The sequence below is a fragment of the Paenibacillus sp. Z3-2 genome (genome assembly GCF_054161325.1).
Window position 1 is genome coordinate 5,670,337 of sequence record NZ_CP096397.1, and the last position, 24,215, is coordinate 5,694,551.

Sequence of the window (24,215 nt, forward strand, 5' to 3'; positions counted from 1 at the left end):
CCCCTCCTCAGGTAACTTGGATACCCTTTGTGCCAAATGCACCTCTGCATTTGCCATCATTCGATTTCAACGCTCACGGGTACAAAATATGGACGAACAACACCATTTCGATCCTTATTTTGCTGATGCAAGTCGCTGATTGGATTGATGCCAAATGCACCTTACATGAAAAGGATAGTGCAGCCGGGGAGGCAAACATATATCACAATTTCAATGTTCATATTGATTTGTTAACCGTTCCGAAAATCCTGCGGGGTCAGTCCATAATGTTTGCGGAACACCTGAATGAAATAAGGCGTGTTGTTGTACCCCACTTCCTGACCGACTTCATAGATCTTCATCGCCGTATGCTTCAGCAAATGAACGGCCCGTTCCATTCTGGAACGGATAATATAATCACTAATGCCTTCACCTGTGGATTGTTTGTACATTTTCGACAGATATACCGGGTGCAGATGCACCTCTCCGGCAATGACCTGCAACGATAGATCCTCACCCAGATGATGGTCGATCCATTGCTGCACCTGCCTGATGAGCGTTGATCCGGCGTTCTGTTCCGCATCGCTGGTGCTCTCAGCCCACTGCTGCATCACAGACCGAGTCCACGTTTCAAGACTGCGCAGCGAGATGCCATAGCCGTCCTTAAGCAACTGCTGGTACTGATCACCAAGCACTTCGGCTAACTGTCTGCCTTCCCGATGAGCCATATAGGAAAATGCCGCCGCCAAATAATGAAAAGCCACATACACATGCTCCGGGAATACACTGTTCGACAGTTCGGCAAAGATCTGATCAATCTTGCGGTGTGCATCCTCCATCCGCCCCGCTTCCAGTAACGTCGTCAGACCCGGCGGTTCATACAGCGCTGCAAGTGACTTCAACGTGGCCCCATTGGAGCCTGCTGCCGCATTCAGATGCAATCCTTTGCCTGCCTCGGCTTGCTTGCGAAGCGCACTCACGGCTTGATGATATAGCTGCGGCACCTGATCTGGAAAACGTCCCATACGACTAACGGACAGGGAAATGGTCGCGTTCAGATACTGCCTCACACTGTGAAGCAGTCGTTCCCCGAGTCGGCCCATTCGCATTTCAGGTTCAGCCTGAGTTTGTTTTGGACTAGCCATGAAAACCAGATCATCGTAGGCGTCATCCGTATGACATAGATGATAGGTACTGCCGTAGATCTCTTCCACCACATTCGAGATGGCGTACTTCATCAGTCGAAACGCTTTATGTGTAGGTTGGTGGTCATCATAACGGATGAGCAGCAGCTGCATTTTATCCTGTGGACGGAATCCGATCTCCAGCTGCTCCAGCTTGGCTACGAGTTCTGCATCCGCAAATTTATGTCCTAACAGCACATCCTTCATCAGCTCCGCTCGCTTCTCCGGCAGATGCTCCCTCACCGAATACATGGCCCGCTGGTGCAGCAACTGTTTCTCACCCTCCAGACGAATCTGCACAGCAGCCTGCTGTACGGATTCGATCAGCTCTTCGTCCCGAACCGGTTTGAGCAGATAACTGACCGTTCCGTGTTTGAGTGCCTGCTTCGCATAATCGAAGGAAGCATGCCCCGATAAAATAATACATTTCGTCTGTTCCCACTTTTGCCGGATATGACTGACCAGATCCAGACCGGACAGACCCGGCATGCGGATATCCGTAATAATAATATGAATTGGATATGCTGCCATATGTTCCAGGGCCTCTTTGACTGAATAGGCTTTGAATACCTGACCAATCCCGTGTTCTCTCCACGGTATCGAGACAGCAATCGACTCTACTGCCGAATGTTCATCATCCACGACCATCAGATTCATCATACGTTTGTTCCTCCTCAAACCATCGAATTTCTACACTAAGTCCACCATACGGAATCGCTCCAAAATGAAGCCCGGACGACAGCCCATATCGCGTAACGAGGCGCTGGTGCACATTCCACGTGCCTGTTCCAATCTCCTCACCCATCGGTTCATTGATCTCCCGTTCCAATTCGGCAATCTCTTCCGCTGTCAGCGTGAAACCATCATTGTCAACAAACAGGCTATATCTTGTATATGTCCGACCCTCAATACGTTCGGGTACCGCCATACCCGTTACGATGACATGCCCACTGCCTTCCATCGGCTCAATGCCATGGATCACTGCATTCTCTACGATCGGCTGAATGAGCAGTCGTGGAATGTGGAGCTGCATCAGTTGCTGCGGTACGGCGATCTCGTAGGTCAGCCGGTTGGTCCGCATCTGTTGAATGGACAGATAATGGTCCAGCAGCCGGATCTCTTCTTCTACTGTCGTCATGTCATTCTCGCCTCGCGTAATGTAGCGATAGTAGTCACCCAGGCTTAGCGACATGGCAATAACCGCTTCACGGTTGCCGAGCTGGGTCATATTTTTGATATAAAACAGGCAGTTGTACAGGAAATGCGGATTGATCTGTGATTGCAGATGCTTCAATGTCGCTTCCCGTGAGCGGATACGTTCCTCGTATACCTTCTCGATCAGTTCCTGAATCTGCTCCGCCATATGGTTGAAACTCTGGGTCAGGTACGCGAATTCATCACGGGAGTGATCGACCGGAATCCGTGTAGACAGCTGGCCTTTGCGAATCTGCTGCAGCCCTCTCATCAAACGATGGATTGGAACCTGAACTTTTCGATACAAAAGCAGTGCAGCCCCGATACTCAGCACGAGTAGTAACAGAATGGATGTAATAAACATATTCCGGCTCTTGTCCATCGGGTTCAACAGGTCATCCAATACCACCGGGTTCACGTATACCGCTTGCAGTTGTTTGGAGTGCACGTAACTGACCAGATATTGCTTGTCGCCTACCTCCAGCTGATGATTACCTTCCCTCTCCGCTCCGTTAAAGGGGATATCCCGCATGATCGCTTGGACCAATTCGGGGTCCGCCGTACGGTTCAGCAACGGATCGTTACCTGGTACCAGCAAGAAGGGATCTCCCCCCTGCGTCTCTTTAAAATCATCCAACATGGCAACCACGTTCATCGGGTCAAAATTAATCTCCATCACCGTTCGCACACCTGTGTTCACCGGTTTTTCATTCCACTCATAGTTATCTGTGAAAAAGTAGGTGAAACTCCCCTGCTCCAGCTGCCATTGGCCCGGTTGCGGAAACGTCAACATTTTCTCGTCGTAGACCGTCCGGCTGGACATCGTGGATAACACAAGCTCCGCTTGTGGCAGCACAATGGTAATATCGTTCTTCCAGCGGCTGGTGGACTGGTACAGTGATAATTTGTCAAGGATATCCAGATAGATACTATTCTTCTCATATTGGCTGGTGGAGTCCGTCATGTAACGGTAGTGCAGGATACTGGGATCTCGCAGCAATGTTAGACCATACAGGGAGAGCTGCTCGATATTTTTATCCACCTGGGAACTGAAATAATTGAACTGGTTCAGACTCGACTGCTGTTTCTCCTCCACCACCATGTCCACATTTGCTTGGTTCGCGTATGTATACAGCAGCAGAATGGGTACCAGCAGGCAGATTAGAAGAATGACCGTCTTCGCAAATACTGTGAATTTCATTGTTTCACCCTGTCCCTGAATTTGAAGTCTTTCTACACCCGAAGTCCTATTTTATATTGAAAGCCCTTACAATTCTATATGATTTTTTGTTCTCCTGCTTTCCTGTGACTTGTAATCTCCTGTTCCATCAACAAGTTAATATTTCAACATCCGCATTGAAATGTTGTTCTATAGTCCGCCCTTTTCCGTTGCTATAATTCAGTTGCTCCACTCTGTACAGAGGCATACTCGCCTCATTATGCCAGGGCTGGACGAGATAAAGGAGGGACCCTGATGGCTATCGAACAACCGTTAACAACCAATACGCCGGTGCGAAAAATGACACCCCATTCACGCAAACGTACCCGCTGGAATTTCAAACGCACATGGCCGCTGCATCTGATGCTGCTGCCCGCTGTACTGCTCACATTACTGTTCGCCTATGTGCCCATGGGCGGCATTATCATTGCTTTTCAGGACTTCAAACCGTGGCTGGGGTTCACTGGCTCCAAATGGGTGGGCTGGGACAACTTCCGATTCATGTTCGAATATCCCGACAGCGTTCAGGTCATCTGGAACACGGTACTGATCGCTTCAATGAAAATCGTGGCCGGACTTGTGGCCCCCGTGGTGTTTGCCATTTTGCTGAATGAGGTTCGGAACTCCACGTTCAAACGTTTCTCACAGACCTTGGTGTATCTGCCCCATTTCCTGTCCTGGGTTGTCCTTGGTGGAATTCTGCTCGACATGTTATCACCGGAAGGTGGACTGGTAAACCAGGTGTTAGCGGCGGCTGGGGTTGAACCGATCTTCTTTCTGGGGGATGGCGACTGGTTCCGTGTCACGGTCGTTGTCAGTGATGTGTGGAAGGAGTTTGGATTCGGTACGATTGTATTTTTGGCAGCACTTGCGGGCATTAACCCGGCACTGTACGAGGCTTCAGAGGTCGATGGAGCAACACGACTTAGACAGACATTGCACATTACCCTGCCTGCACTCGTGCCAATGATTATCGTAGTAGGTACGTTATCACTGGGCAATATCCTGAATGCAGGCTTTGACCAGATCTTCAACCTGTACAATCCACTGGTATATGAGAAAGGCGATATTATCGATACCTTTGTCTACCGGATGGGGATTCTGAATGGCAAAATGAGCTTTGCGACCGCCGTTGGACTATTCAAATCATTTGTCGCGATGTTCCTGGTCATCTCTGCGTACCGGATGGCGTACAAAATCGCCAATTACCGTATATTTTAATTCAAATCGAATGATGCAAAATGCTAAGGAGGAATCAAGGTGTATCACAAAACAACCGGGTACCGTATATTCAATGGCTTTAACCTGATATTCATTGCGGCCGTTTCGATCCTGTGCATCCTGCCACTGGTCCATATTCTGGCCGTTTCCTTCAGTGGTAAAGCCGCAGCATCCGCCAATCTGGTGACACTTTGGCCCATTGATTTTACGGTGGACGCCTATACCAAAACATTTGGTAACAGTAACTTTCTGAGTGCACTCTGGATTTCAGTCCAGCGTACAGTTCTGGGCACACTGCTCAGTATGACACTTGTCTTCCTGACGGCTTATCCGTTATCCAAGGAGAGTCTGCACTTCAAGGGGCGCTCGCTATATGCGTGGTTTTTCATCTTCACGATGCTCTTCAGCGGGGGATTAATTCCGTCCTATATTTTAATTCAGAAGCTTGGACTGATTAATACGATGTGGGCTCTCATTTTGCCGGGAGCGGTGGCTGTCTGGAACCTGATTCTCATGATGAACTTCTTCCGTAACGTGCCGAAAGAGCTGGAAGAGGCTGCATTTATCGATGGAGCCAACCATATCACGACACTGTTCAAAATCTATCTGCCTGTATCCATGCCGGCCATTGCCACGATCTCTTTGTTCACCATGGTAGGTCAGTGGAATTCCTGGTTCGATGGGTTGATCTATATGAATGATGCTTCCAAATATCCACTCGCCACGTTAATGCAGACCATTATCGTACAGCAGGATTTCTCTAATATGAACGTGGATGCAACGCAGCTTCAGAACATGTCTCAGCGTACAGTAAACGCGGCTCAGATCTTTATTGGAGCTCTGCCGATCCTGCTCGTATATCCGTTCTTGCAGCGTTTCTTCGTAAAGGGGATTGTGCTCGGGGCGGTTAAAGAGTAAGGCAAACACACGGAATCCCTTCATGGGATTCTTGGTTTAGAAAGGCTATGATTTCAGTTGATCCGCGGTTGTTCTCCCGCGGGTTACGTTGTTATATTCATTAATTAACTCATCCAGCACCATGGATTGGCGAATAACCTCCGGATGCCATAGATCCGGATATTGAGCTGCAATCTGGTAGAGTCTTTGCCGTGCATGTTCGATACACTCCTGAATTGTTTCCGGATTATGTACCATACTCCCGCCCCCTGTTTCCTTGAATATCATCATCCAAAAAAGACCATCTAATATAATATTCGGAACAAGAGAGGGTTTGGATTACCCCAAAATTAAATTTTTGTATTTTTTTTCTTGTAAAAGTTATAACTGGTTTGGTTCTCATGCCCTGATCTGCATCTACGTCACAGCAAATTAACCGGATAGGCCACGGCCTGTCCGGTTTTATTCATGCTGAGATTTTCAATTTTCTCTATCATATTCCATTCACCTTAAACCAACGTCATCAAAGCGATTGCCGATCGTCTCCGGAAAGGCATGTTTAATGGCATCAATGGCACGTTGTTCCGTAGCCCCTGCCTTCCGAATATGCTCAATCACGCTTTGCACACATTCTGGTTCTCTCGAATCCCAAGAGATGGAGTCACCTACTACCTCAACAATCGTTGTACACAGGTTTGCGAGTAGCTCGTACTCGTCTATGACCTGATCCATTTGAATGGACAGATGCTTAAGTCCTGCAACATAAGATGCAATATCCAGTCTTGATTCGGCATAATAGCGCAGTACAGTTGCCGCTTGTTCTACGTCATATGTTCCTGACTGCAAAGCAGTGACAATAGCCGTATACGCAGCCGCTCCACAGGCATAATCCTGGGGCGGCAGCATGTAGTCATGGGTTTCCCATTTGTACACGGCCTGGATTAACGATTCCTTGCAGACTTCCCATAGATCTATGGGTGCACAGGCTTCCAGCACCTGATAGTACCAGTAGGGTGTACTATTCCTGCCAATCGAACCATAGGGCAGACGAATGACTTCATTACCTTTACTTTCACAGATGAATAGCACCCTTTCCACATCATCATATCCAGTAACAATAACAAATTGATCGTGCCAGAGAATTGCACCTACGCCCCGGTCAACGGAAGCTTTAATGTCCAGCAGAGCCTGCTTCTGATATAGGGGAAAGGTTGGTTCGAACGAAAAGCCCGCTGCCTGGCTCGCCGACACGCCAATGAAGTCAGCTGCGACAAAGTTCTCTGCCATCCAGTTATATGCTGAGATTGACTCTGCCGTCAGACGCCGATCCACCACTAATCGGAATGCACTTGCTGTCATGCCTGCAATCATGTAGCGTGGGAAATCCGTCCACTGTTTATGTAATAAAATGCGATGCATCGCATCTGTATACGCGCTCACACCGCTCCATGATCTGTATGCATCAGCAGAATTCGCAGCTTGCGTGGATTGAGTCCAGTCCTCTAATACTACTTTTGCAGCCATCATCCTTCACGCCCTTCCTCTCTCATTCTATCGTGCGGAATGTGCTCCCCACCGTGGTATAGTGGACCGTTTACGGTCAGGATACTTCCTGGATATCAATCGAAAATAATCAATAGCCTGCTCTTCCAATGCTTTTGCCTTCAATAGTATATATGCCAGATCTTCTGTGGTGTCTGGTCGCAAGACATGTCTGTTCTCCTGCTGGACCATACATCCTTTCATCTGGTGTATTAACGTCCCAATCTGTTCATAACATGCACAAGCTTGGTCCAGTTCGTTCCATATCCCTCGAACATCCTGCATATACATCCGGATTTCAGTTCGAGATTGGCAGAAGGATTCCAAAATATAAGCTGCACCCGATTCATCGAAATCCCCACTCCGCAGGGCCTGTACCCACACATCATAGGCCTGTCTACCTGAAGCAATATTCCGATCAGGCAGCAGACGATAGGGGATATCCCAATCCTCAATCGCCAGTCGCAGGGATTCCAGCAACATCTGCTGTTCAGGGATGCGGATCTGATCACCAAGCACCTGACAATACCAAAATCCGGTAAAGTTCAAGCCGAAATTATCATATAGCAAAATCTGCGGTTCCTTGCTCCATCCGTCTTGCACATAAAAGATGCGGTCACTGTCATCATACCCATGAATAACGCCGAACTCAGGAATCCAGTAAATCACACCAGTGCCTTCATTAAGACTACGTCTTACCCAATTCACTGCATCCTGCTGGTAATAACCAAACGTGGAATGACGTGTACGTCCCCCATCCCAGATCGTGAATATCCCCAGGTTATCAATTCCCGGACGATGTGCTTCCCCCCATTGTCCGTACGCTGTAACCGACATGGGAAGTAGTCTGCGATGCACCGCCAGCTTGAAAGCCATGCCCGTGTATCCGGCAAGTAAATACTTCGAACCTTGAAACTGGCCCGTATGGGTAAGTATCGCATGCAGACTATCCACGTACGATTTGGACTCCCGCCTCATGATGAGGTTATCTAAAATAATCTCAGCCAATGACGTACCTTCTCCTCTCTACGCTGGTTTATTCCACGTTTTGCTTACGTTGTATCACGAAGCCTGTCAATTAATCCTTCTGCGCTTTGCTGAAGCTTGCGTCTAAGCCACCCAGGAGACAAAATTTCCTCCCATTCACTAATAAACAAATGCTGCAAGAAAGCGTTCGTGTCATAAAATTCAATTGAATAAATCTGATCTTGCCTAGCCCGAATACGATACCCTTGCCATATGTCCATTTGCTGTAATTCCTTCAAGCGAATCTCAGCTACAAACGGTTTACGAACAGGTAGTGGTTCTTCCCATCCACCTAGCAGAGCATCTGACCTGTACTCAAATCTCTCATCCAAGATCGATACATGAACAATACCCTCCAATCGAATGGCCACTTGCTGCATAGGATCTGCTTCATAACCCACCACGTAATCGGCGTTAAACTGGGATATCATCTTCAAAGGAGACAAGGAAAACTGCCGTTCTCCATCGTGATCCCTGTAATGAATATGTACTCTACGCAAGTCGGTTATGGCATGGGACAACAATTCAAAGAATTGCAGCTGCTTCGGTTGCGCCGAAAACACTGGAAGCTCACTGCTTCCCATCTGTTGTTCCTCCAACGTAAAACGCTCCAGCAAATGTGCTACACGTTTCACCGCGTCCGATTGATCATAATCGTAATGTCTATAGCGGTGGGCCAGATATTTCAGCACACGCTGCTCTTCTTCGGTCATATACAAATGGGGCAATCGAAAAGTCTGATCCTCATAACAATAGCCCCGATATTTTGCCATATACACCAAAGGAGCTCGCAGGGAGCTTGCCATATATTCAATATCACGCTGAGCCTGACGACGGGAAATTTCAAATTCACGGGCAAGCCAGCTGCTGTTCGGAAAACGTCCACCCCGAATCTGTTCATCAAACCAGTGAATCCGATGCATGTTACTCATCTTCCCACCCTCATCTCATCCAATCCCAATATATTCGATTATATCAAAAGACATGGCCTGTTCCGAAGGACAGGCCAGTTATGTTATACCTGTGCCATATCCACTCTGGATTGCACTGCTTTGAAGCATTTCTTGCATACTTTCAGACTTGTACCGTCTGTTTTCGTTTGCGTATACAACAATTTAATTCGGGTACTGCTGCACACCGGGCATGTTCCCCGGCCCCTGGAAGGAAGACTCCACAAGATGCGTCCTCTTTTGGTTTTTGCCAATGGTTGTGAACCTCTTTTCGATATGGTTTGTGTGTTCACCGTTATTATAGAGGTCATGGTACGACACAGAATGTCGCAGCAGTATTAGAAAATAAAAAAATGTCCCCTCTTCTACTTGAAGAAAGGACACCATTTAGGAAGGATCTGTGCTCGTCTGTGCTGCGGCCTGCAATAACGGTTGCAAGAGCCCTGGAAAGCGTGTTTCCAGATCATCGGACCGCAAGGTGAGAAAATGCTGTGTGCCCTGCACTCTGACCCGAATAACTCCGGCTTCCCGCAGAGTGCGAATGTGGTGCGACATCGTTGACTTCACAACAGGTGCCTGAAAATGACTGCACGGCTGCTCCCCGCTTCTCGCTGCTTCCACAACAATCCCAAGACGGGTCGGGTCGCTCAACGCATACAAAACGGAGGAAAGTTCAATATCGGATACTTGTGGATGATGTAAAATTTTCATATTGTAGTCTCCTTTTTTCAGACTATCCATTGTATTTTAACACAGATCCATGATATATTTCTAATGTTCGACACCAATCGAACTTTAATGATTTCGTTATGTAACCCCTGCTGTCAGGCACGGGATTGACATCATACTGCATTTTGCAAATGTTACACACCGTTTCTGAAATGTTGCGAAATACACATCACTCCAGGAGGTTTTTTATGAACAACACCGCAACCGCATCATCTGGGGAACGGACCGGAATACAGGAAGGATTAATCGTAAGCTTGCTTGGCTTCACCGTTGTACTCGTTGTGATGAATACAATGATGTTTAATCTGGCCCTGCCCAAAATAGCAGCCGAATTTATGCTTACATCTGTCGCTTCTTCCTGGATCGTTACAGGGTATTCCATTGTATTTGCCATTTCCTCGATCACGTTCTCACGTCTATCCGATTTCGTACCCATTCGTACATTATTTACAACCGGGCTTACTTTACTCGGTGCCGCATCCGTTCTGGGTTTTTTCAGTAATCACTTCATCATTCTGCTCATTGCACGTCTGATCCAGGCAGCAGGTGCTGCTTCAGTTCCGGGGCTTGCCATTGTGCTGATTACTCGATACATTCCACATGATCGACGGGGTAAATCGATGGCTGTCATCATGTCCGCCAGTTCGCTGGGTCTTGGACTCGGTCCTGTCATCGGCGGAAGTATTACCCAGTTTCTAGGATGGCATGATCTGTTTATCGTGACGGGATTAACATTATTCTTGATTCCTGTATTTTTCAAACTGCTTCCTCGGGAAATACCGCAAAAAGGGTCATTTGACCTGCTCGGTGCCGTGCTTCTCGCCATCGGTACTACGGGTGTGCTGTTATTCCTGACTTCCCGTCAGTGGTTCACGCTTGTCATCGGTGCTGCGGCACTGCTTCTGTTCTGGCTCCGAATTCGGCGCGCGGCAGATCCATTTGTTCAACCTGCTTTGTTCAAAGACAAAAAATATATGATGCTTAGTTCACTAGGGATTGTATCGTACATCAATAACTTCTCAACGCTGTTCCTGCTGCCACAGATTTTGGCGCATCTGTATGGACTGACTCCTGCTCAATCCGGACTTATCATCTTCCCTGGTGCAGTCGTGTCCATGCTGCTGTCCAACCGGATCGGTCGAATGATTGACCGACACGGCAATACGTTACTGTTGAAGTTTGCTCCATGGCTGCTACTGGCAGCTGCCGGGTTATTCGCCTTATTTGCAGACAATAGCATCTACGCCATCATGGGCGTATATGTCCTGCTCAGCGTAGGCTTCTCTTCCCTGACAACCAGCGTATCCAATGAATTATCTGGCAATCTGACGATGGATCAGGTCGGTGCAGGTATGGGATTGTTCCAACTTAGTCAGTTCTTCAGCGGTGCTTTCAGCGTTGCTGTCACTGGTGTAGCGTTAACTGCGATGCAAAACATGCCGCTATCCTCAGCGTACACTAATATTTTCTGGGGTATGACTGTGGTCGCACTTGCATCGGTTATTTTCTCTCAGGTTTATCTGAGAATGCAGTCACGGAAAGTCACGGAAACAAGTCATCAGATTTAATATCTCATCTTAACTCGTTACATCATCGTATTTATCTCAAAGAAACCAGGTGAGGGCCACTTCAGTCCAAACCTGGTTTTTAATTGTATACAAAAAGGATCGTCAGCATTTCTGCAACGATCCGTATTGTACTCCTCTAGTTGAGAGCAGCTCTGCTAACTAATTTGACCGGCTCCCTTCTTATCTTTTATTGAGCTTTTTTTTCGTTAGCTCAATTATCCAGCAGATAAGACTACACTGCCGTCTTTGTCATTCGCATAATTTATTCCGCTTTCACAAGCGCTTTTCTTTCCCACTTTTACCTCATATACATTGACTCGCAAGCAAGGATACGTTATTACTGTTTGGGTCTTTATATTTTTTTCAATCTACTTTGAAAGTGATTATTTGACCAAATGACTCAAAACTCTCTTTTCACACGCAAACACTCAATACGTCGCTTTTGGAGCAAAATGACCTTGATTCTTTAGAGCATAGTCAAAAAAACGCAGGATGAGTTCATTTTGAGTTTCAATCGCGTAATATTTATCGATATCTGCTTTTCTGCTTTCATGCAACAGGTTTGCCAATATAGGCGAGAATAAAGGTAAATCGGTTAAACTTAAATGTTTTGCGCCTTTAAAATGAACGTTGTATGCATCTTTAAAATTTTCATTCGAAATACGATTCGCGATATACGGAGAACTGCTGTAGAGCTGTATCCACACATCATCCGAATAAACGTTTAGAAGCGGGATGGTGAAAGCTTCGGATTTTGCAGTTATTTCGTTCGTAACTTTATCATACACAAGCTCGCTAAAGAACGGAGCATCTATATTTACTACGGCGTTAATGTCATCGCGCTCTCTGCTCAGTGCTACGCTTGCTGCACCCCCCATAGAATGACCGAAGACACCTATTTTCTGTGTATCGATGCGTTCATATACAGAATCTTTTTTTTGCTCGGCTTGTTCCAGAATTGTATCCATGACAAAATCCATATCATCCGTTCGCAATTTCATCCATTTTTGAGTAAGCTCGTAAAACTCACCAAGCGAGTAAACCCCATCTTTATTTGCATTGTTGACTTCTTGCATGTACTCGGAATTTATCGTCACGACTTTTCCATCCTCGGAAACGGTATAAAATGAATGATAGGGATGGTCAATCGAAACGACGAAATAACCGTGGCTCGCAAGTTCTGTAAAGGTAGAAGTGTTGCTTGCTTTAATACCGAATGCCCCATGAGAGAACACAAGCAAAGGATAGGTTCCTTCTGCCTGTTCAGGATACCAAAATTCCACGTTAACAGACCGATTGTCTTCCTGATCCGTAAATTCTTCGATACGGTTCATGTCTACATAGCTGTATGTGGCGGTAGCCACTGCATACGGACCTGTCACTTGCGGCAACCTAAACTGTGGAAAAAGTAATGCAGGAACAAGAGTAACAACTACGGTCAGTGTTAACAAAAGGAACTTCCATATCGTATAGAAAGCTTTGTAACGTGAAGTGTGTGTTTGTTTGCGCAGAAGTGCAACCATTTCCTTGAACGCTAATATAAAGAGCAAGCTTGCAAACAACCCCCAAGTGTACTCCCATACGACAACTTTCCCCAAGCTCAGCATCATGAATCCTATAAACATTGCGATCCTCGTCCAACTCTTTATCTTGCTGCAGCTTTGCTTGGTTGCAATGGAATAAACCGCAATTGCCAGCTCAGAGACCAAAGTAACGACAAGTATTAGAATCTCCATAAGACTTCTCTGCTCCTCCTCCAACTTTTTATGAGTTCATCATAATAAATGGCCGAGCAGGTGTATACGCATAAACGCTTAAGCTGTAGCTGAGAGCCAATAAGTTGTAAGAAACAACCCAATGAAGTGTACATACGTTGCAAATACGACTTTATTTAGGAGCAGTTTGTGTATATCTTCTAAACCTTGTTTTTAAGTGTTTTTAGTCTTTCATTGATCTTTTCAGCTTCCTTTTTGTCATTCTTATACGTTAGTAGGCGAACGATAGCGTATACTGCGGCAATTTGCAAAGCCAATAATAGTATACTGAAAGTACCGTTTACAAGATTCAATATAACAGCCAGAGAAATTAATAGGGCTTCCAGAAAAAAGAAATGCAAAATCACTCGGAGGCGCATTTTATTCTCGCTAATCGCATGTGGCGTATATAAAATAATTCCGGTCAAAGTACCCAGAAAAGAGAAAGCCATAATTGTAAAAATAGTCTGTAATTCGAAACTAGCATCAGGAGCATAGATTTGCCGTAAAATAGCGATGATTATAATTATAGAAGCGAATATAATTAAGAAATCTCTAATCATTTCTTTTATGAGCTCGGAATACTTCATATAGGTCCCCTTTTATAATCCAAGTATGTGTTTAAGCATTGGCACATACTGCCGTGATATGACTACCTTCTCCCCATTATCCAATAGTGCTTGAAAACGGCCGCTGATCGACGGATGAATACTGGAAATCTTAGCTATATTTAGAATGGTGGATTTGGAGGCGCGAAAACATTGTTTCTCTTTGCAAAGGTCCTCCAGTTCATAAAGCTTTTGTTTGACTTCATGAATGGTGTTCTTACAATACGCAAACACTTTTCCGTCAACAGCTTCAAAATAATAAATATCACTAATTTTGATACGGCTGATCTTATCCTCATGATAACCAAGTATCATGAGCGTTTCGGTTTTTACTTTATTAACGAGCTCATGTATTTTTTCGTCTACCTGGTGACACCTGATGCGGATCTCCTCTTCATCTGTATGGTCTATTACTTCAATAAAAATTTTTATAAATATCACCCTCGAAAATTCGAATTAAAACTTAATTCCATACATAGGACATTTCCCAGTGAAAGATGACGGACTAAGAAGGCCAATTAGTCGAGAACCGCTCTGAGAGCCTGTATTCTAGGGCTCGTCGCCCTTTGTATTCATTCCACTAACCTTTCACACAGACGCAATAAACAAAACAACCCCAAGGACGCATTCATCACGCTCCCCGAGGCTATTATTCTATTGATGCTCACTTCTACATTTTTCTATACAGTTTTTACTATTAAAACAAGTCCAAACGAAGACGCTTCAGGCTCGTATGTTTGATATACCATTGACCGTCGATTTTGACAAAAGTCTCGTGGTAGTGCCCAAATCCGTGGAAGGATTTGTTCTCATTGCCCTCCGGGAACGTTACCCAATCTTCCATTGGGGAGATGACCTTCGCTTCGTTCTCGGATACAAATTCAACCTCGGCGCTATGTACATGATGCACGGTTACGGCAACATCCACCAGATCACGGAATACTTGTACGATCGTATCACGACCTGTTAATACCGGGATCGGATTGCCTTCTGTGCTGAAATCGGCGATTGCATCCGGAGCGAACACGTCACCCAAGGTATCCCACTGTTTCGTATCAATATAGCGGCAATAGCGCGCCTTGGTGTTCCGAATGTTTTCCAGCGCGAGCAATTGTTCCAGTCCTGTAATCGTTGATTGGCTCATGTGTTGTCCCTCCAGAGATGTAAAATGTGATGTAAGATTGGATTGAATATGTATGCAACTATACCTTCCTTATTGTACCATTCGGCTTCTATTAGGCACAACGAAATACCTACGATACAAAAAAATCTTTCCTTACCTCTCACGAGGATGGGGAAAGATTTAGACAAAATCGATATTTCAGACGAATACCGTTCATTGATACTTCATTTGCCTCAAGTTACAGGGTATGTGCACCCTTCATCTGGGAAGCCAGTTCTGACATCTTTTTATTGTTCAAAAAACTCTCCATCTCTTCTTCCGCCTGCACCATCACCTGCTGGATCAAGCAGCCTGCGTTATGATTCTGAGAACATTCGAACAGGGACGCCTGCCCTTCAATCGCATGAATGATCTCCAAGAAGGAGGGGTCGGGATTTTTACGACTAAGCCGGTAGCCACCATTGGCGCCAGAAGTAGATTCAATCATGCCCGCCTTAACCAATTTGGTCAAAATTTTGGACAGATAGGTTGGGGATACCTTTTGCAGTTCTGCAAGTTGGTGTACGCTAACCAGCTGCTCAGGGGCAGTACTTACAAGATGAAGCATGGTGTGCAAAGCATAATTTGTCGCTTTTGAATATTTCATGAGGGCACCTCATTATATACGGATTTAATTTATCCATAATAGACTTGATTAAGCTCTCTGTCAAACTACTGCACTTCAAGCGCTGGGAACATCGAGAGGCTCTGGGTTAATTGTGATACAATCCACGATAATCTGTAGGTGTCATCCCCTCGTGAGCCATGAATTGACGGTTAAAATAACTGGCATTGGGATACCCTGCGTCCTCCGCAATCTGTCCAATATTGGCCGTAGGCCGTTCCAGCAGCCATTGTTTCGCCATCTGTAACCGTGAACGAGTGATAAACTCCATGGGCGTCATCTCCACAGCACTCTTGAACATTTTGCAAAAGTAATACGAACTCACACCTGCGAGATCCGCCCAGTCTTGTAACAGGAAAGGTTGGCAGGCCTCCTGCTGCATCTGTGGAAGCAGCGCAAGAACCCGACTCTCCGCCTTGCTGGTAGTGCGTGTGCTCTTTAAAGGTACCGCATGCTGCACGAACTCGGCGAGTACAGCATAGGTCAGTGTGGATAGCTGAGCTGGCCGCAGCATGGTGTTCTGTTCCGCTTCAGTTAGCAGGGCCAGATGAGCCTCTTCCCATGAACTACGCTGCCGTAGCGTCCACAGCAGATTGCGATGCAATCCTCGCTCAATCATATAATCATGCAGACGTTCCCCATAGAAGTGCACCCATCTCACATCCCACGGATCATCTTCACTGCTGTAATAATGCTGTTGTTGCTGCGGAAAATAAAGCACGGCCTGACCCGCTCGAAGCTCATGCACCACCCCGTCCACTTCCACGTATCCCTTGCCCGCAGCAACATAGTGAATATTAAAATTGTTCAATACGCCGGCCTCCCGTAATACGGAATGCTGGGGATGATCCATATAGTGTCCGACGGATTCCGGGTAACAAAAATATGGAATATCCTGCAGGGTTAGCAATACCGTTTGCCTCATCATAACGACTTCTCCTTACTCAACAATATTGTGTTAACTAACTTCAATATATTATCATTTTAATTCGATCATCTATTCCTTATAATCACAATATACATTTATACACAGGAGGAAACAACACATGAATTCAGTTCAAAAATTGCGTTGGGGCATTCTTGGTAGCGCTAGCATTGCTGTGGAATCCGTCATTCCAGGCTTGCAGCAATCCGAGTTGAATGAAGTAACCGCGATCGCCAGTCGGAACGAGGATAAAGCCAAGCAGACGGCCGATCAACTTGGGATCGACAAGGCTTATGGCAGTTATGAAGCTTTGCTCGCGGATGATTCCATTGATGCCGTATATATCCCGCTACCGAATCATTTGCATCGGGAATGGACGATCCGGGCAGCTGAAGCAGGCAAACATATTTTGTGCGAAAAACCACTGGCTCTGACAGAGCAGGAAGCTCAGGAGATGGTTCAAGCTTGTGCAGATGCAGGAGTGCAGCTGGCCGAAGCGTTCATGTACCGCCATCATCCACGATACGATCAGATCAGAGACATCATCGCCAGCGGTGAGATTGGCGAGATCCGCGGCATTCACAGTACATTTTCGTTCAATAATTCCAATGCATCCGGCAATGTCCGCTTTCGGCGGGATTGGGGTGGAGGTGCACTGTATGATATCGGATGTTATTCCATCAGCGTAGCACGTCTGCTGCTTGGTCAAGAACCAAGTGCAGCCACTGTTATTGGCATGTTCTCCCCAGAGCATGATCAGGTCGATATGATGGCCTCGGGACTCCTGGAATTCGATAATCACGTTGGTGTGACCTTTGACAGCAGCATGTGGGCAGCATTCCGCAATACACTTGAGGTACTGGGGTCCGAAGGAATTATTGAAGTCCCTTCCGCATTCGTCAGCGAGCAGGACCGTAGCTCCAACTTCTATGTTACCGCTGGCGGTGAACGTAGAGAGATTGAAGTCCCGCAAGTGAACCACTACTCTCTGCAGGGAGATGATATGGCACGTGCTGTCCTTCAGGGCAAGGATCTGCGCTTCGCCCCGTCTGATGCAGTAGCTAATATGAAAGTACTGGAAGCTTGTCTTCGTTCAGCGGAACAACGCACACGAATTACACTATAATCGAGAGGATGAACTGAGTTATGGAATATATCGAAATTGCTGGTGCAGGTAAACGCGTCTCCCGATTGATTAAAGGAACCGATTATTTCGTGCATGATGCCTACGATAAAGCTGCTGCGAATATGGATGCTTTTCTGTCCATTGGCGGTAACACCGTCGATACAGCGCATATTTATTGTGATGGACAGAGTGAAGAAGTCCTTGGTCGTTATATGAAGGAACGCGGTAACCGCGACCAGATTGTCATCCTCACCAAAGGCGCGCATCATGACCAGAACGGACCACGTGTTAACGCTGATGCGATCCGTAGTGACTTGCTGGAAAGTCTGGAGCGTCTGCAGACGGATCACGTAGAGATGTATGCCTTGCACCGGGATGATCCCCATACCCCTGTGAGTGTTATTCTTGAAGCACTGAACGAACATATTGAATCCGGCAAAATCGGAGCCATCGGTGCCTCCAACTGGACTTGGCAACGTTTAGAGGAAGCCAATGCGTACGCTGCCGCGAATGGCCTGAAGGGCTTCACCTTCAGCAGTCCGAATCTCAGTCTCGCCAAAGCCAACGAGCCTTTCTGGGAAGGCTGTGTATCGGCAGATGCAGAGACGCTCGCATGGCATGAACAAACCAAGCTGCCATTGCTGTCCTGGTCTTCCCAGGCACGCGGTTTCTTCACTGGACGATTCACACCTGAAGTTCGGGATAACGAAGATCTGGTTCGAGTATTCTATAGTGACGGCAACTGGGAACGATTGCGCCGCGCTGAGCAATTGGCGAATTCGAAGAAAACAACACCTATCCAGATTGCACTCGCTTATGTATTGAATCAGACGTTCCCAACCTGTGCGCTGATCGGAGCCCAGAATCAGGCGGAATTGCTCTCCTGTGACGAAGGGTCCCGGATCACCCTGACTCCTGCTGAAATAGCATGGCTGGATCTGGGCAGTGAAGTGCCGGCTGGCATCTAAAGAAAGTTAAATATTCATCAACAAATACAGAAGGACTTACCCCAGAACACATCTCTGAAGGTAAGTCCCTTATACCATAGATTAAGACATATAAAATGTTAGAAATTGCACTGTCATTCGGTTGAATTACAGCTTAATGATCTGACCTGTCTTCTCGGATTCGAATGCGGCCAGGATGACTTGCAAGGAACGCAAGCCCTCTTCCCCAGAAATCGCTGGAGGTGTTTGGGTCACAATCGACTCTACAAAAGCGTCAATCACACCACTCGGCACTTGTTTCTCGTTAGTAGCCATGGCACCGACTTTGTACGTTTCAACCGTACCGTTGGTCAACTCAACGATAACTTCATCGCCTTCCACTGTTCCAATCTTCATAACACCATTCTCACACCACAGAACTGTACTGTTGTCTCCAGCTCTGTATTGCGTCCAGCTCGCTACCAGCGTTCCGATTGCTCCACTCTTCATACGAAGCAAGCAAGTTGCGTTATCGTCAACCTTGGTGCCTTCCTTGTGCAGTGTGCTGATGAAACCAGCCACTTCAGATACTTCATCATTCAGCAAGTAACGGATGAAGTCTGATTTGTGAACGCCGAGGTCGCCCATAGCGCCCATAATCGCTTCTTCTTTACGGAAGAACCAGCTTTCCGCTCCGTCCACACTCCATGCTTCCGGACCCGGGTGACCGAAGGAAGTACGGAAATTCAGGACTTTACCGAGTTTGCCGGAGTCGAGAATTTCTTTTGCTTTGACATGAGGAGGCATCAGACGCTGGTTGTGTCCAACCATCAGATACACACCATTTTTCTTGGCAGCTTCGATCATTTGCTCGCCTTCTTCAGTAGATACTGCCATTGGTTTCTCAACCAAAACATGCTTGCCTGCATTTGCAGCAGCAATCGCCATTGGCGCATGCAGATAGTTCGGTGTACACACACTAACGGCATCAACCGTTTCGTTTGCAAGCAATTCTTCATAACTGGAATAAGCTTTACCGCCGTAAGTCTCGGCCATCTTCTCCGCACGCTCCACAATCGGATCGGCAAAAGCGACAAGTTCTACGTTCTCATTGGCAGCGTACTCTGGAATATGTCTGCGCTCGGCAATGGCTCCACAGCCGAATACAGCAACTTTAATTTTACTCATGTACATAAGTCTCCTTTGACAAATAGATTAGCATTTTTCATGGTTCGATGGTCCATTAGAATTGGTTCAAATAGTTCTGTTTCAGCCAGTTGTAGCTATTGGATACGCTCTCAAGCGGAGGATTCTGACATACGTCTTGTTCCACAATCAACCACTCCACGCCTGCATTCGTAGCGCCTTCAATAACAGCCGGCAGGTCAACCGAACCTTGTCCCAGTTCCAGCGTTTTCATCTGACCCTGTTCGTCTTTGCTGAAATCCTTCAGATGAAGTAGCGGCAAGCGACCTGCATATTTATTAATATACTCGATCGGATTTTGTCCCGCAAATTGTACCCAACATACATCCATTTCCACTTTTACCGCTTCCGGAGATGTTTGAGCGAACATGGCATCAAAGGCATTGGCATCGCCAACCTGACCATGGAATTCAAAGTCATGGTTATGGTAACCGAAGATCAAACCTTGCTTCGCCGCTTCAGCTCCATATTGTTGTAACTCAGCGAACAGCTTGGTCCAACCTTCTGCATTCTCAGGACGATCTTCTGGCATCAGGTAAGGGCAAATGATATATTGTGCACCAATTGTTTTCAGATAATCGATTTGTTTTTGCAAGTCTTCGCGCATCGCATGTAGTGAAACGTGGCTGCTGAATCCTTTCAACCCAAGTTCATCTAGTAGCGCTTTCATTTCTTCGGCTGGAATGTCACCATATCCGGCAAACTCCACGCCTTCATATCCAAGGGCCGCTACCTTACGCAACGTACCACGAAAATCTGCTGCTGTTTCATCACGGAGTGTAAACAATTGCAAACCAATATTAAGTTTTTTCATGTAGGATACACCTCTGTTCTCAAATTTGCTTTCATTGCTCTATCTGGTATCATCCTACCGCAAAACAGGCTAGAATGAACATATACAATATAGTCAGAACATGAACTATCTGATCAAATTTTATTTCCATCATTTTGCATCTATTAAATGTAGCCCATTTGAATGTATGCAGGATGCATATACTGGGGGATTTCATCTTTGGATACGTTAGAGACATCTGTACTGATCTGCGACTACTCATACCACTATAAGGCGTTCACTCATAATATGAAGGGCGAGCTGCAAACCTATCTGTTCCGCCTGCAGACCGAAGGCTCGTGCAAAGTATATGTACAGGATGAAGAATTCAGGATGACGAGCGGGGATTTGCTGCTGCTCAAGCCTGGCGACGATTATCATCTCGTGGTCGATGAACCACATAAAGAAGGACGCTTGTCTAGCGGAGATTATTATCTGTTTTGCGAGGGCAATTGGATCGAGAATTGGTGGAAACGGCAGCAAAGATCCACTGTGAGCCGGATTGGACTGGATGATAAGCTGATCAGCCTATGGCGAAATATGCTACTGGAGAAACGTCGCGGACCTCTTGAAGAAAATGCGGAGCTTAAGGATGCATTACTGCGCGGATTATGTCTATATATCGATAGGGCAATCACCGAGAATATCCAGACGGATCGGGCAGTTTCCTCTGCGTTGAAGTTAAAACGTTTTATTGAGGAACATGCCACAGTTACCTTTAAACTTGAAGAAGCCGCACGTTATGCCGGACTCAGCCTGTCGCGCGCAGTCCGGTTATTTAAGGAGCACTACAATCAGACCATGATTCAATATGCGATTGAGATCCGTCTGAATGCGGCACTGGAACGTATGAAATACAGTGAGATGACACTGGAGCATATTGCTGAATCCTGCGGTTTTGCAAGCTACTCCTATTTCCACCGGGTATTCCGGGCGCATTTTGGTGTATCTCCGGCGGAGTATCTCAAATCCAAGCAGCATGAACCTATTGATTTAGAACGTGTGTGATGTATTAGTGCCAGGAACCCATGACCTTTAAGCAGGTTCATGGGTTATTTTGATACGATGAAACTTATAGACAGCTACTAGTAAGGCCGCGATTAATAAGAATGATGTTCACTTCAATATTTCATGTGACTCCAACAGAACAAGACTGTACAATTATAAAGACTGTCATCTTACCCATTCATATATCTCATTGAATTCCCATTAAAAATACTGGAGCGATACATATGCTAACCCACCCGCGCAAAGTCCTCATCATCGAGGATGAACCGGATATATCGCGTATTCTGCGAGATTATCTGACCAAAAACCAGTATGAAGCTGCCCTGGCAGCCACTGGGCAAGATGGACTTCAGATTATGGAGCTTATTCAACCAGATTACATTATTCTGGACATTATGCTTCCGGACATGGACGGGATTGAAGTGTGCCGAGAGATTAGACGGCGCAACAATATCCCCATCCTCATTCTGAGTGCCAGAGGCAGTGATACCGATAAAGTACTAGGTCTTGGATTTGGAGCAGACGACTATATGACGAAACCCTTCTCGCTAAGCGAGCTGCTGGCACGGATCAATGCCCACTTTAGGCGTTATGACAGCATGACATCGGATCGGGAGCGAACAGACCTACTGCGTCTTGGAAACCTGGTGATTTATAAAAAAGCCTATAAGGTCACACTTAACGAATCGGAAGTTTCTCTGTCTGCCAAGGAATTCGAATTACTTCATTATCTGGCAAGCCATAAGAATCAGGTTTTCTCCAAAGCCCAGTTGCTTGACGCCATCTGGGGATATGCAACCTATGGGGATGAAAACACCGTAACCGTATACATTCGCAGACTACGAGAAAAAATCGAGGCAGATGCCTCCCATCCCACTGTTCTGAAGACGGTCTGGGGTGTCGGCTACAAATTCAATTACGAATAATCCAGATTGGAGACATCCACATGTCATTGAACACCTGGTCCAGACGCTGGCTGTTAACATCACTTGGCCTTCTGATTATTATGATTTTAAGTATCCTCGCGCTGTCGATGATGCTATTCCAAAATCGAATTTCAGATGAGTCCAATCTGTCTATGAATCAGATTCGCCTCAAGGTCAATCCCACTCTGCTCGCTCTGGAGCAAAATCATCAACATCTGGACGAACAAAATATTCATGAAGATATACGTTCCACCGCCAGAGAAAGCGGGGTTGTGCTTACCTATGTGAACTTGGATGGAACAGTAATTCTGTCCTCCGTCCCCACCTCTGAAGGAACCCATGTTAATCTGCGTTCATCCCTTCATTATGATCTGCACCATGCCGCGCAGGCTGCGAATGGTAACGAATTGCTTGAAATTGCCTTTCCCGTGCTGGACGGACCTTTGGGGAGCCAGATCGGCAATGCGATCTTTTCCATCCCCCCAGCTATGGTTACTGTTCAGAAACCAATGACTTTTCTAGTGATATGGATTAGCGCACTATTGCTCCTGTCACTGGTCCTGAGCTTATTTCTATTTTGGATGAAACGAAAACTGGAGAAACAGCTGCTCTCTCCCATCCATCAATTGAAGCTGCATGCGGAATCCATCCTCAAAGGCAATTATGAAGAACAGATTCAGTACAACCAGACGGACGAAATGGGCGACCTCTACGCCATGTTGGATTTGATGCGCACCGAAATTAAACATATGAACGAGATACGCATCCAGCAGGAACAAGCACAAAAGGAACTCATCACCAATATATCTCATGATATTAAGACACCGATCACCACGATAAAAGCATACATAGAAGCTATTGAGGAAGGGCTAGGTAATGATCAGGAGACGCTGATGGAATATATGAGAGTCATGCGGACCCATACGGATAAAACGGCCCGACTTGTGGAGGACCTGCTGGTTCATGCACTGCAGGAACTCGGGCAAATTTCGGTGGAACCTCGTGAAATGTACAGTGGTCCTGTCCTGGAAGCCATGTTAAAACCTATTGAACATGTTGTTCTAACGAAAGGTCTGGTCTACGACGGACCTCAATCCAACCACATCCCCAATGTGTTAGTCGCAATCGACCCTACCCGAATTGAACAGGTCATCTCCAATCTTGCCGCCAATGCCCTCAAGCATACGGCTCCGGGAGACACGATACGTATAGTCACGGAACTGGAATCCGGGCACTTGAAAGTGACCATCGCCGATTCGGGTCAAGGAATACGTGTACAGGACATGCCGTTTGTTTTCCAGCGATATTTCAGAGGCCAGACTAGCCATGTAGACCAACGTGTTCAGGAAGGTACGGGACTGGGTCTTTCCATCTGCCAGAGCATTATCGAAGCACATGGAGGCCATATTTCCTTCACTAGTAAAGAAGGACAAGGTACAACCTTCCGGTTCTACCTGCCCATCTGCTGAGCCATTCCGGCCTGGCTATTTTACCAGACGTCTTTAACTTTCACTTTAACCCATTTGGCTGTAATACTTTATTCATAATTTGATAAGGCTTCCTCAACATCCCTCCTCTAGAATGAATCCTATACTGCACTCGGGAGTG

At 46.4% G+C, this 24,215-nt stretch carries 24 protein-coding genes; 8 read left to right on the plus strand and 16 right to left on the minus strand.

Features of this window, described 5'->3' with window-relative positions; genetic code table 11:
- Positions 1-230: 230 nt before the first annotated feature.
- Both M1D71_RS25500 and M1D71_RS25505 read right to left on the minus strand, forming a co-directional pair.
- A complete protein-coding gene (locus M1D71_RS25500; RefSeq protein ID WP_458124186.1) occupies positions 231-1,823 on the minus strand; it encodes a response regulator transcription factor in 1,593 nt (530 codons plus the stop codon).
- Entirely contained in the window at positions 1,798-3,558 is a 1,761-nt protein-coding gene (locus tag M1D71_RS25505) for a sensor histidine kinase (protein WP_458124187.1), read from the minus strand. The genes M1D71_RS25500 and M1D71_RS25505 overlap by 26 nt, the downstream gene beginning before the upstream one ends.
- A 318-nt stretch (positions 3,559-3,876) precedes the next feature.
- Between M1D71_RS25505 and M1D71_RS25510 the strand changes: the two genes are divergently transcribed.
- Positions 3,877-4,797, plus strand: coding sequence for an ABC transporter permease (locus M1D71_RS25510; RefSeq protein WP_340033067.1), 921 nt, complete (start codon positions 3,877-3,879; stop codon positions 4,795-4,797).
- 39 nt (positions 4,798-4,836) lie between these two features.
- Entirely contained in the window at positions 4,837-5,715 is an 879-nt protein-coding gene (locus M1D71_RS25515; RefSeq protein WP_017692164.1) for a carbohydrate ABC transporter permease, read from the plus strand.
- Positions 5,716-5,760: 45 nt separating this feature from the next.
- On the opposite strand, the gene M1D71_RS25520 is transcribed toward M1D71_RS25515, so the two are convergent.
- From M1D71_RS25520 to M1D71_RS25545, 6 genes are all read right to left on the minus strand, one after another.
- Positions 5,761-5,952: an aspartyl-phosphate phosphatase Spo0E family protein gene (locus tag M1D71_RS25520; RefSeq protein WP_458124188.1), complete on the minus strand. Its 192-nt coding sequence runs from the start codon at positions 5,950-5,952 to the stop codon at positions 5,761-5,763.
- Between the two features lie 246 nt (positions 5,953-6,198).
- Entirely contained in the window at positions 6,199-7,221 is a 1,023-nt protein-coding gene (locus tag M1D71_RS25525; protein ID WP_458124189.1) for a hypothetical protein, read from the minus strand.
- 24 nt (positions 7,222-7,245) lie between these two features.
- Positions 7,246-8,244 carry a hypothetical protein gene (locus tag M1D71_RS25530; protein WP_458124190.1) on the minus strand — a complete coding sequence of 333 codons (999 nt, stop codon included), beginning with the start codon at positions 8,242-8,244 and terminating at the stop codon, positions 7,246-7,248.
- Between the two features lie 44 nt (positions 8,245-8,288).
- The gene (locus tag M1D71_RS25535) at positions 8,289-9,194 is read right to left on the minus strand and encodes a helix-turn-helix transcriptional regulator (protein WP_458124191.1); all 906 of its coding nucleotides are present in this window, start codon (positions 9,192-9,194) and stop codon (positions 8,289-8,291) included.
- Positions 9,195-9,277: 83 nt separating this feature from the next.
- On the minus strand, positions 9,278-9,466 hold the full coding sequence (locus tag M1D71_RS25540) for a hypothetical protein (RefSeq protein ID WP_458124192.1): 189 nt from the start codon (positions 9,464-9,466) through the stop codon (positions 9,278-9,280).
- Between the two features lie 133 nt (positions 9,467-9,599).
- Positions 9,600-9,923 (minus strand): ArsR/SmtB family transcription factor, encoded by a 324-nt coding sequence (locus M1D71_RS25545; protein ID WP_458124193.1) that lies wholly within the window; start codon positions 9,921-9,923, stop codon positions 9,600-9,602.
- A gap of 206 nt (positions 9,924-10,129) precedes the next feature.
- Between M1D71_RS25545 and M1D71_RS25550 the strand changes: the two genes are divergently transcribed.
- A complete protein-coding gene (locus M1D71_RS25550; RefSeq protein WP_458124194.1) occupies positions 10,130-11,509 on the plus strand; it encodes an MFS transporter in 1,380 nt (459 codons plus the stop codon).
- A 428-nt stretch (positions 11,510-11,937) separates the two neighbouring features.
- Here the strand turns inward: M1D71_RS25550 and M1D71_RS25555 are convergent, their stop codons facing one another.
- The 6 genes from M1D71_RS25555 to M1D71_RS25580 all read right to left on the minus strand — a co-directional run bounded on the left by M1D71_RS25555 (position 11,938) and on the right by M1D71_RS25580 (position 16,586).
- Positions 11,938-13,245 carry an alpha/beta hydrolase family protein gene (locus M1D71_RS25555; RefSeq protein ID WP_458124195.1) on the minus strand — a complete coding sequence of 436 codons (1,308 nt, stop codon included), beginning with the start codon at positions 13,243-13,245 and terminating at the stop codon, positions 11,938-11,940.
- A 179-nt stretch (positions 13,246-13,424) separates the two neighbouring features.
- The gene (locus M1D71_RS25560; protein ID WP_458124196.1) at positions 13,425-13,853 is read right to left on the minus strand and encodes a DUF3021 family protein; all 429 of its coding nucleotides are present in this window, start codon (positions 13,851-13,853) and stop codon (positions 13,425-13,427) included.
- Between the two features lie 12 nt (positions 13,854-13,865).
- Positions 13,866-14,312: a LytTR family DNA-binding domain-containing protein gene (locus M1D71_RS25565; protein ID WP_458124197.1), complete on the minus strand. Its 447-nt coding sequence runs from the start codon at positions 14,310-14,312 to the stop codon at positions 13,866-13,868.
- Between the two features lie 256 nt (positions 14,313-14,568).
- Positions 14,569-15,015, minus strand: a complete 447-nt coding sequence (locus tag M1D71_RS25570; protein ID WP_458124198.1) for a nuclear transport factor 2 family protein — start codon at positions 15,013-15,015, stop codon at positions 14,569-14,571.
- A gap of 217 nt (positions 15,016-15,232) precedes the next feature.
- Positions 15,233-15,640, minus strand: a complete 408-nt coding sequence (locus tag M1D71_RS25575; protein ID WP_145325891.1) for an RrF2 family transcriptional regulator — start codon at positions 15,638-15,640, stop codon at positions 15,233-15,235.
- A gap of 106 nt (positions 15,641-15,746) precedes the next feature.
- Positions 15,747-16,586, minus strand: a complete 840-nt coding sequence (locus tag M1D71_RS25580) for a helix-turn-helix domain-containing protein (protein WP_336764830.1) — start codon at positions 16,584-16,586, stop codon at positions 15,747-15,749.
- Between the two features lie 118 nt (positions 16,587-16,704).
- On the opposite strand from M1D71_RS25580, the gene M1D71_RS25585 reads away from it, so the two are divergent.
- Entirely contained in the window at positions 16,705-17,709 is a 1,005-nt protein-coding gene (locus M1D71_RS25585; RefSeq protein WP_458124199.1) for a Gfo/Idh/MocA family protein, read from the plus strand.
- 20 nt (positions 17,710-17,729) lie between these two features.
- Positions 17,730-18,677 carry an aldo/keto reductase gene (locus M1D71_RS25590; RefSeq protein ID WP_458124200.1) on the plus strand — a complete coding sequence of 316 codons (948 nt, stop codon included), beginning with the start codon at positions 17,730-17,732 and terminating at the stop codon, positions 18,675-18,677.
- Positions 18,678-18,803: 126 nt separating this feature from the next.
- Here M1D71_RS25590 and M1D71_RS25595 read toward each other — a convergent pair whose 3' ends face one another.
- Complete coding sequence (locus M1D71_RS25595; RefSeq protein WP_062836369.1) at positions 18,804-19,823, minus strand: Gfo/Idh/MocA family protein; 1,020 nt, start codon at positions 19,821-19,823, stop codon at positions 18,804-18,806.
- Between the two features lie 55 nt (positions 19,824-19,878).
- Entirely contained in the window at positions 19,879-20,655 is a 777-nt protein-coding gene (locus M1D71_RS25600) for a sugar phosphate isomerase/epimerase family protein (protein WP_210110083.1), read from the minus strand.
- A gap of 198 nt (positions 20,656-20,853) precedes the next feature.
- Between M1D71_RS25600 and M1D71_RS25605 the strand changes: the two genes are divergently transcribed.
- The 3 genes from M1D71_RS25605 (at position 20,854) to M1D71_RS25615 (ending at position 24,076) form a co-directional block, all read left to right on the plus strand.
- Positions 20,854-21,681 (plus strand): AraC family transcriptional regulator, encoded by an 828-nt coding sequence (locus M1D71_RS25605; RefSeq protein ID WP_458124201.1) that lies wholly within the window; start codon positions 20,854-20,856, stop codon positions 21,679-21,681.
- A 224-nt stretch (positions 21,682-21,905) separates the two neighbouring features.
- Entirely contained in the window at positions 21,906-22,607 is a 702-nt protein-coding gene (locus M1D71_RS25610; RefSeq protein WP_458124202.1) for a response regulator transcription factor, read from the plus strand.
- A gap of 20 nt (positions 22,608-22,627) precedes the next feature.
- Positions 22,628-24,076 (plus strand): HAMP domain-containing sensor histidine kinase, encoded by a 1,449-nt coding sequence (locus tag M1D71_RS25615; RefSeq protein ID WP_458124203.1) that lies wholly within the window; start codon positions 22,628-22,630, stop codon positions 24,074-24,076.
- Positions 24,077-24,215 lie beyond the last annotated feature (139 nt).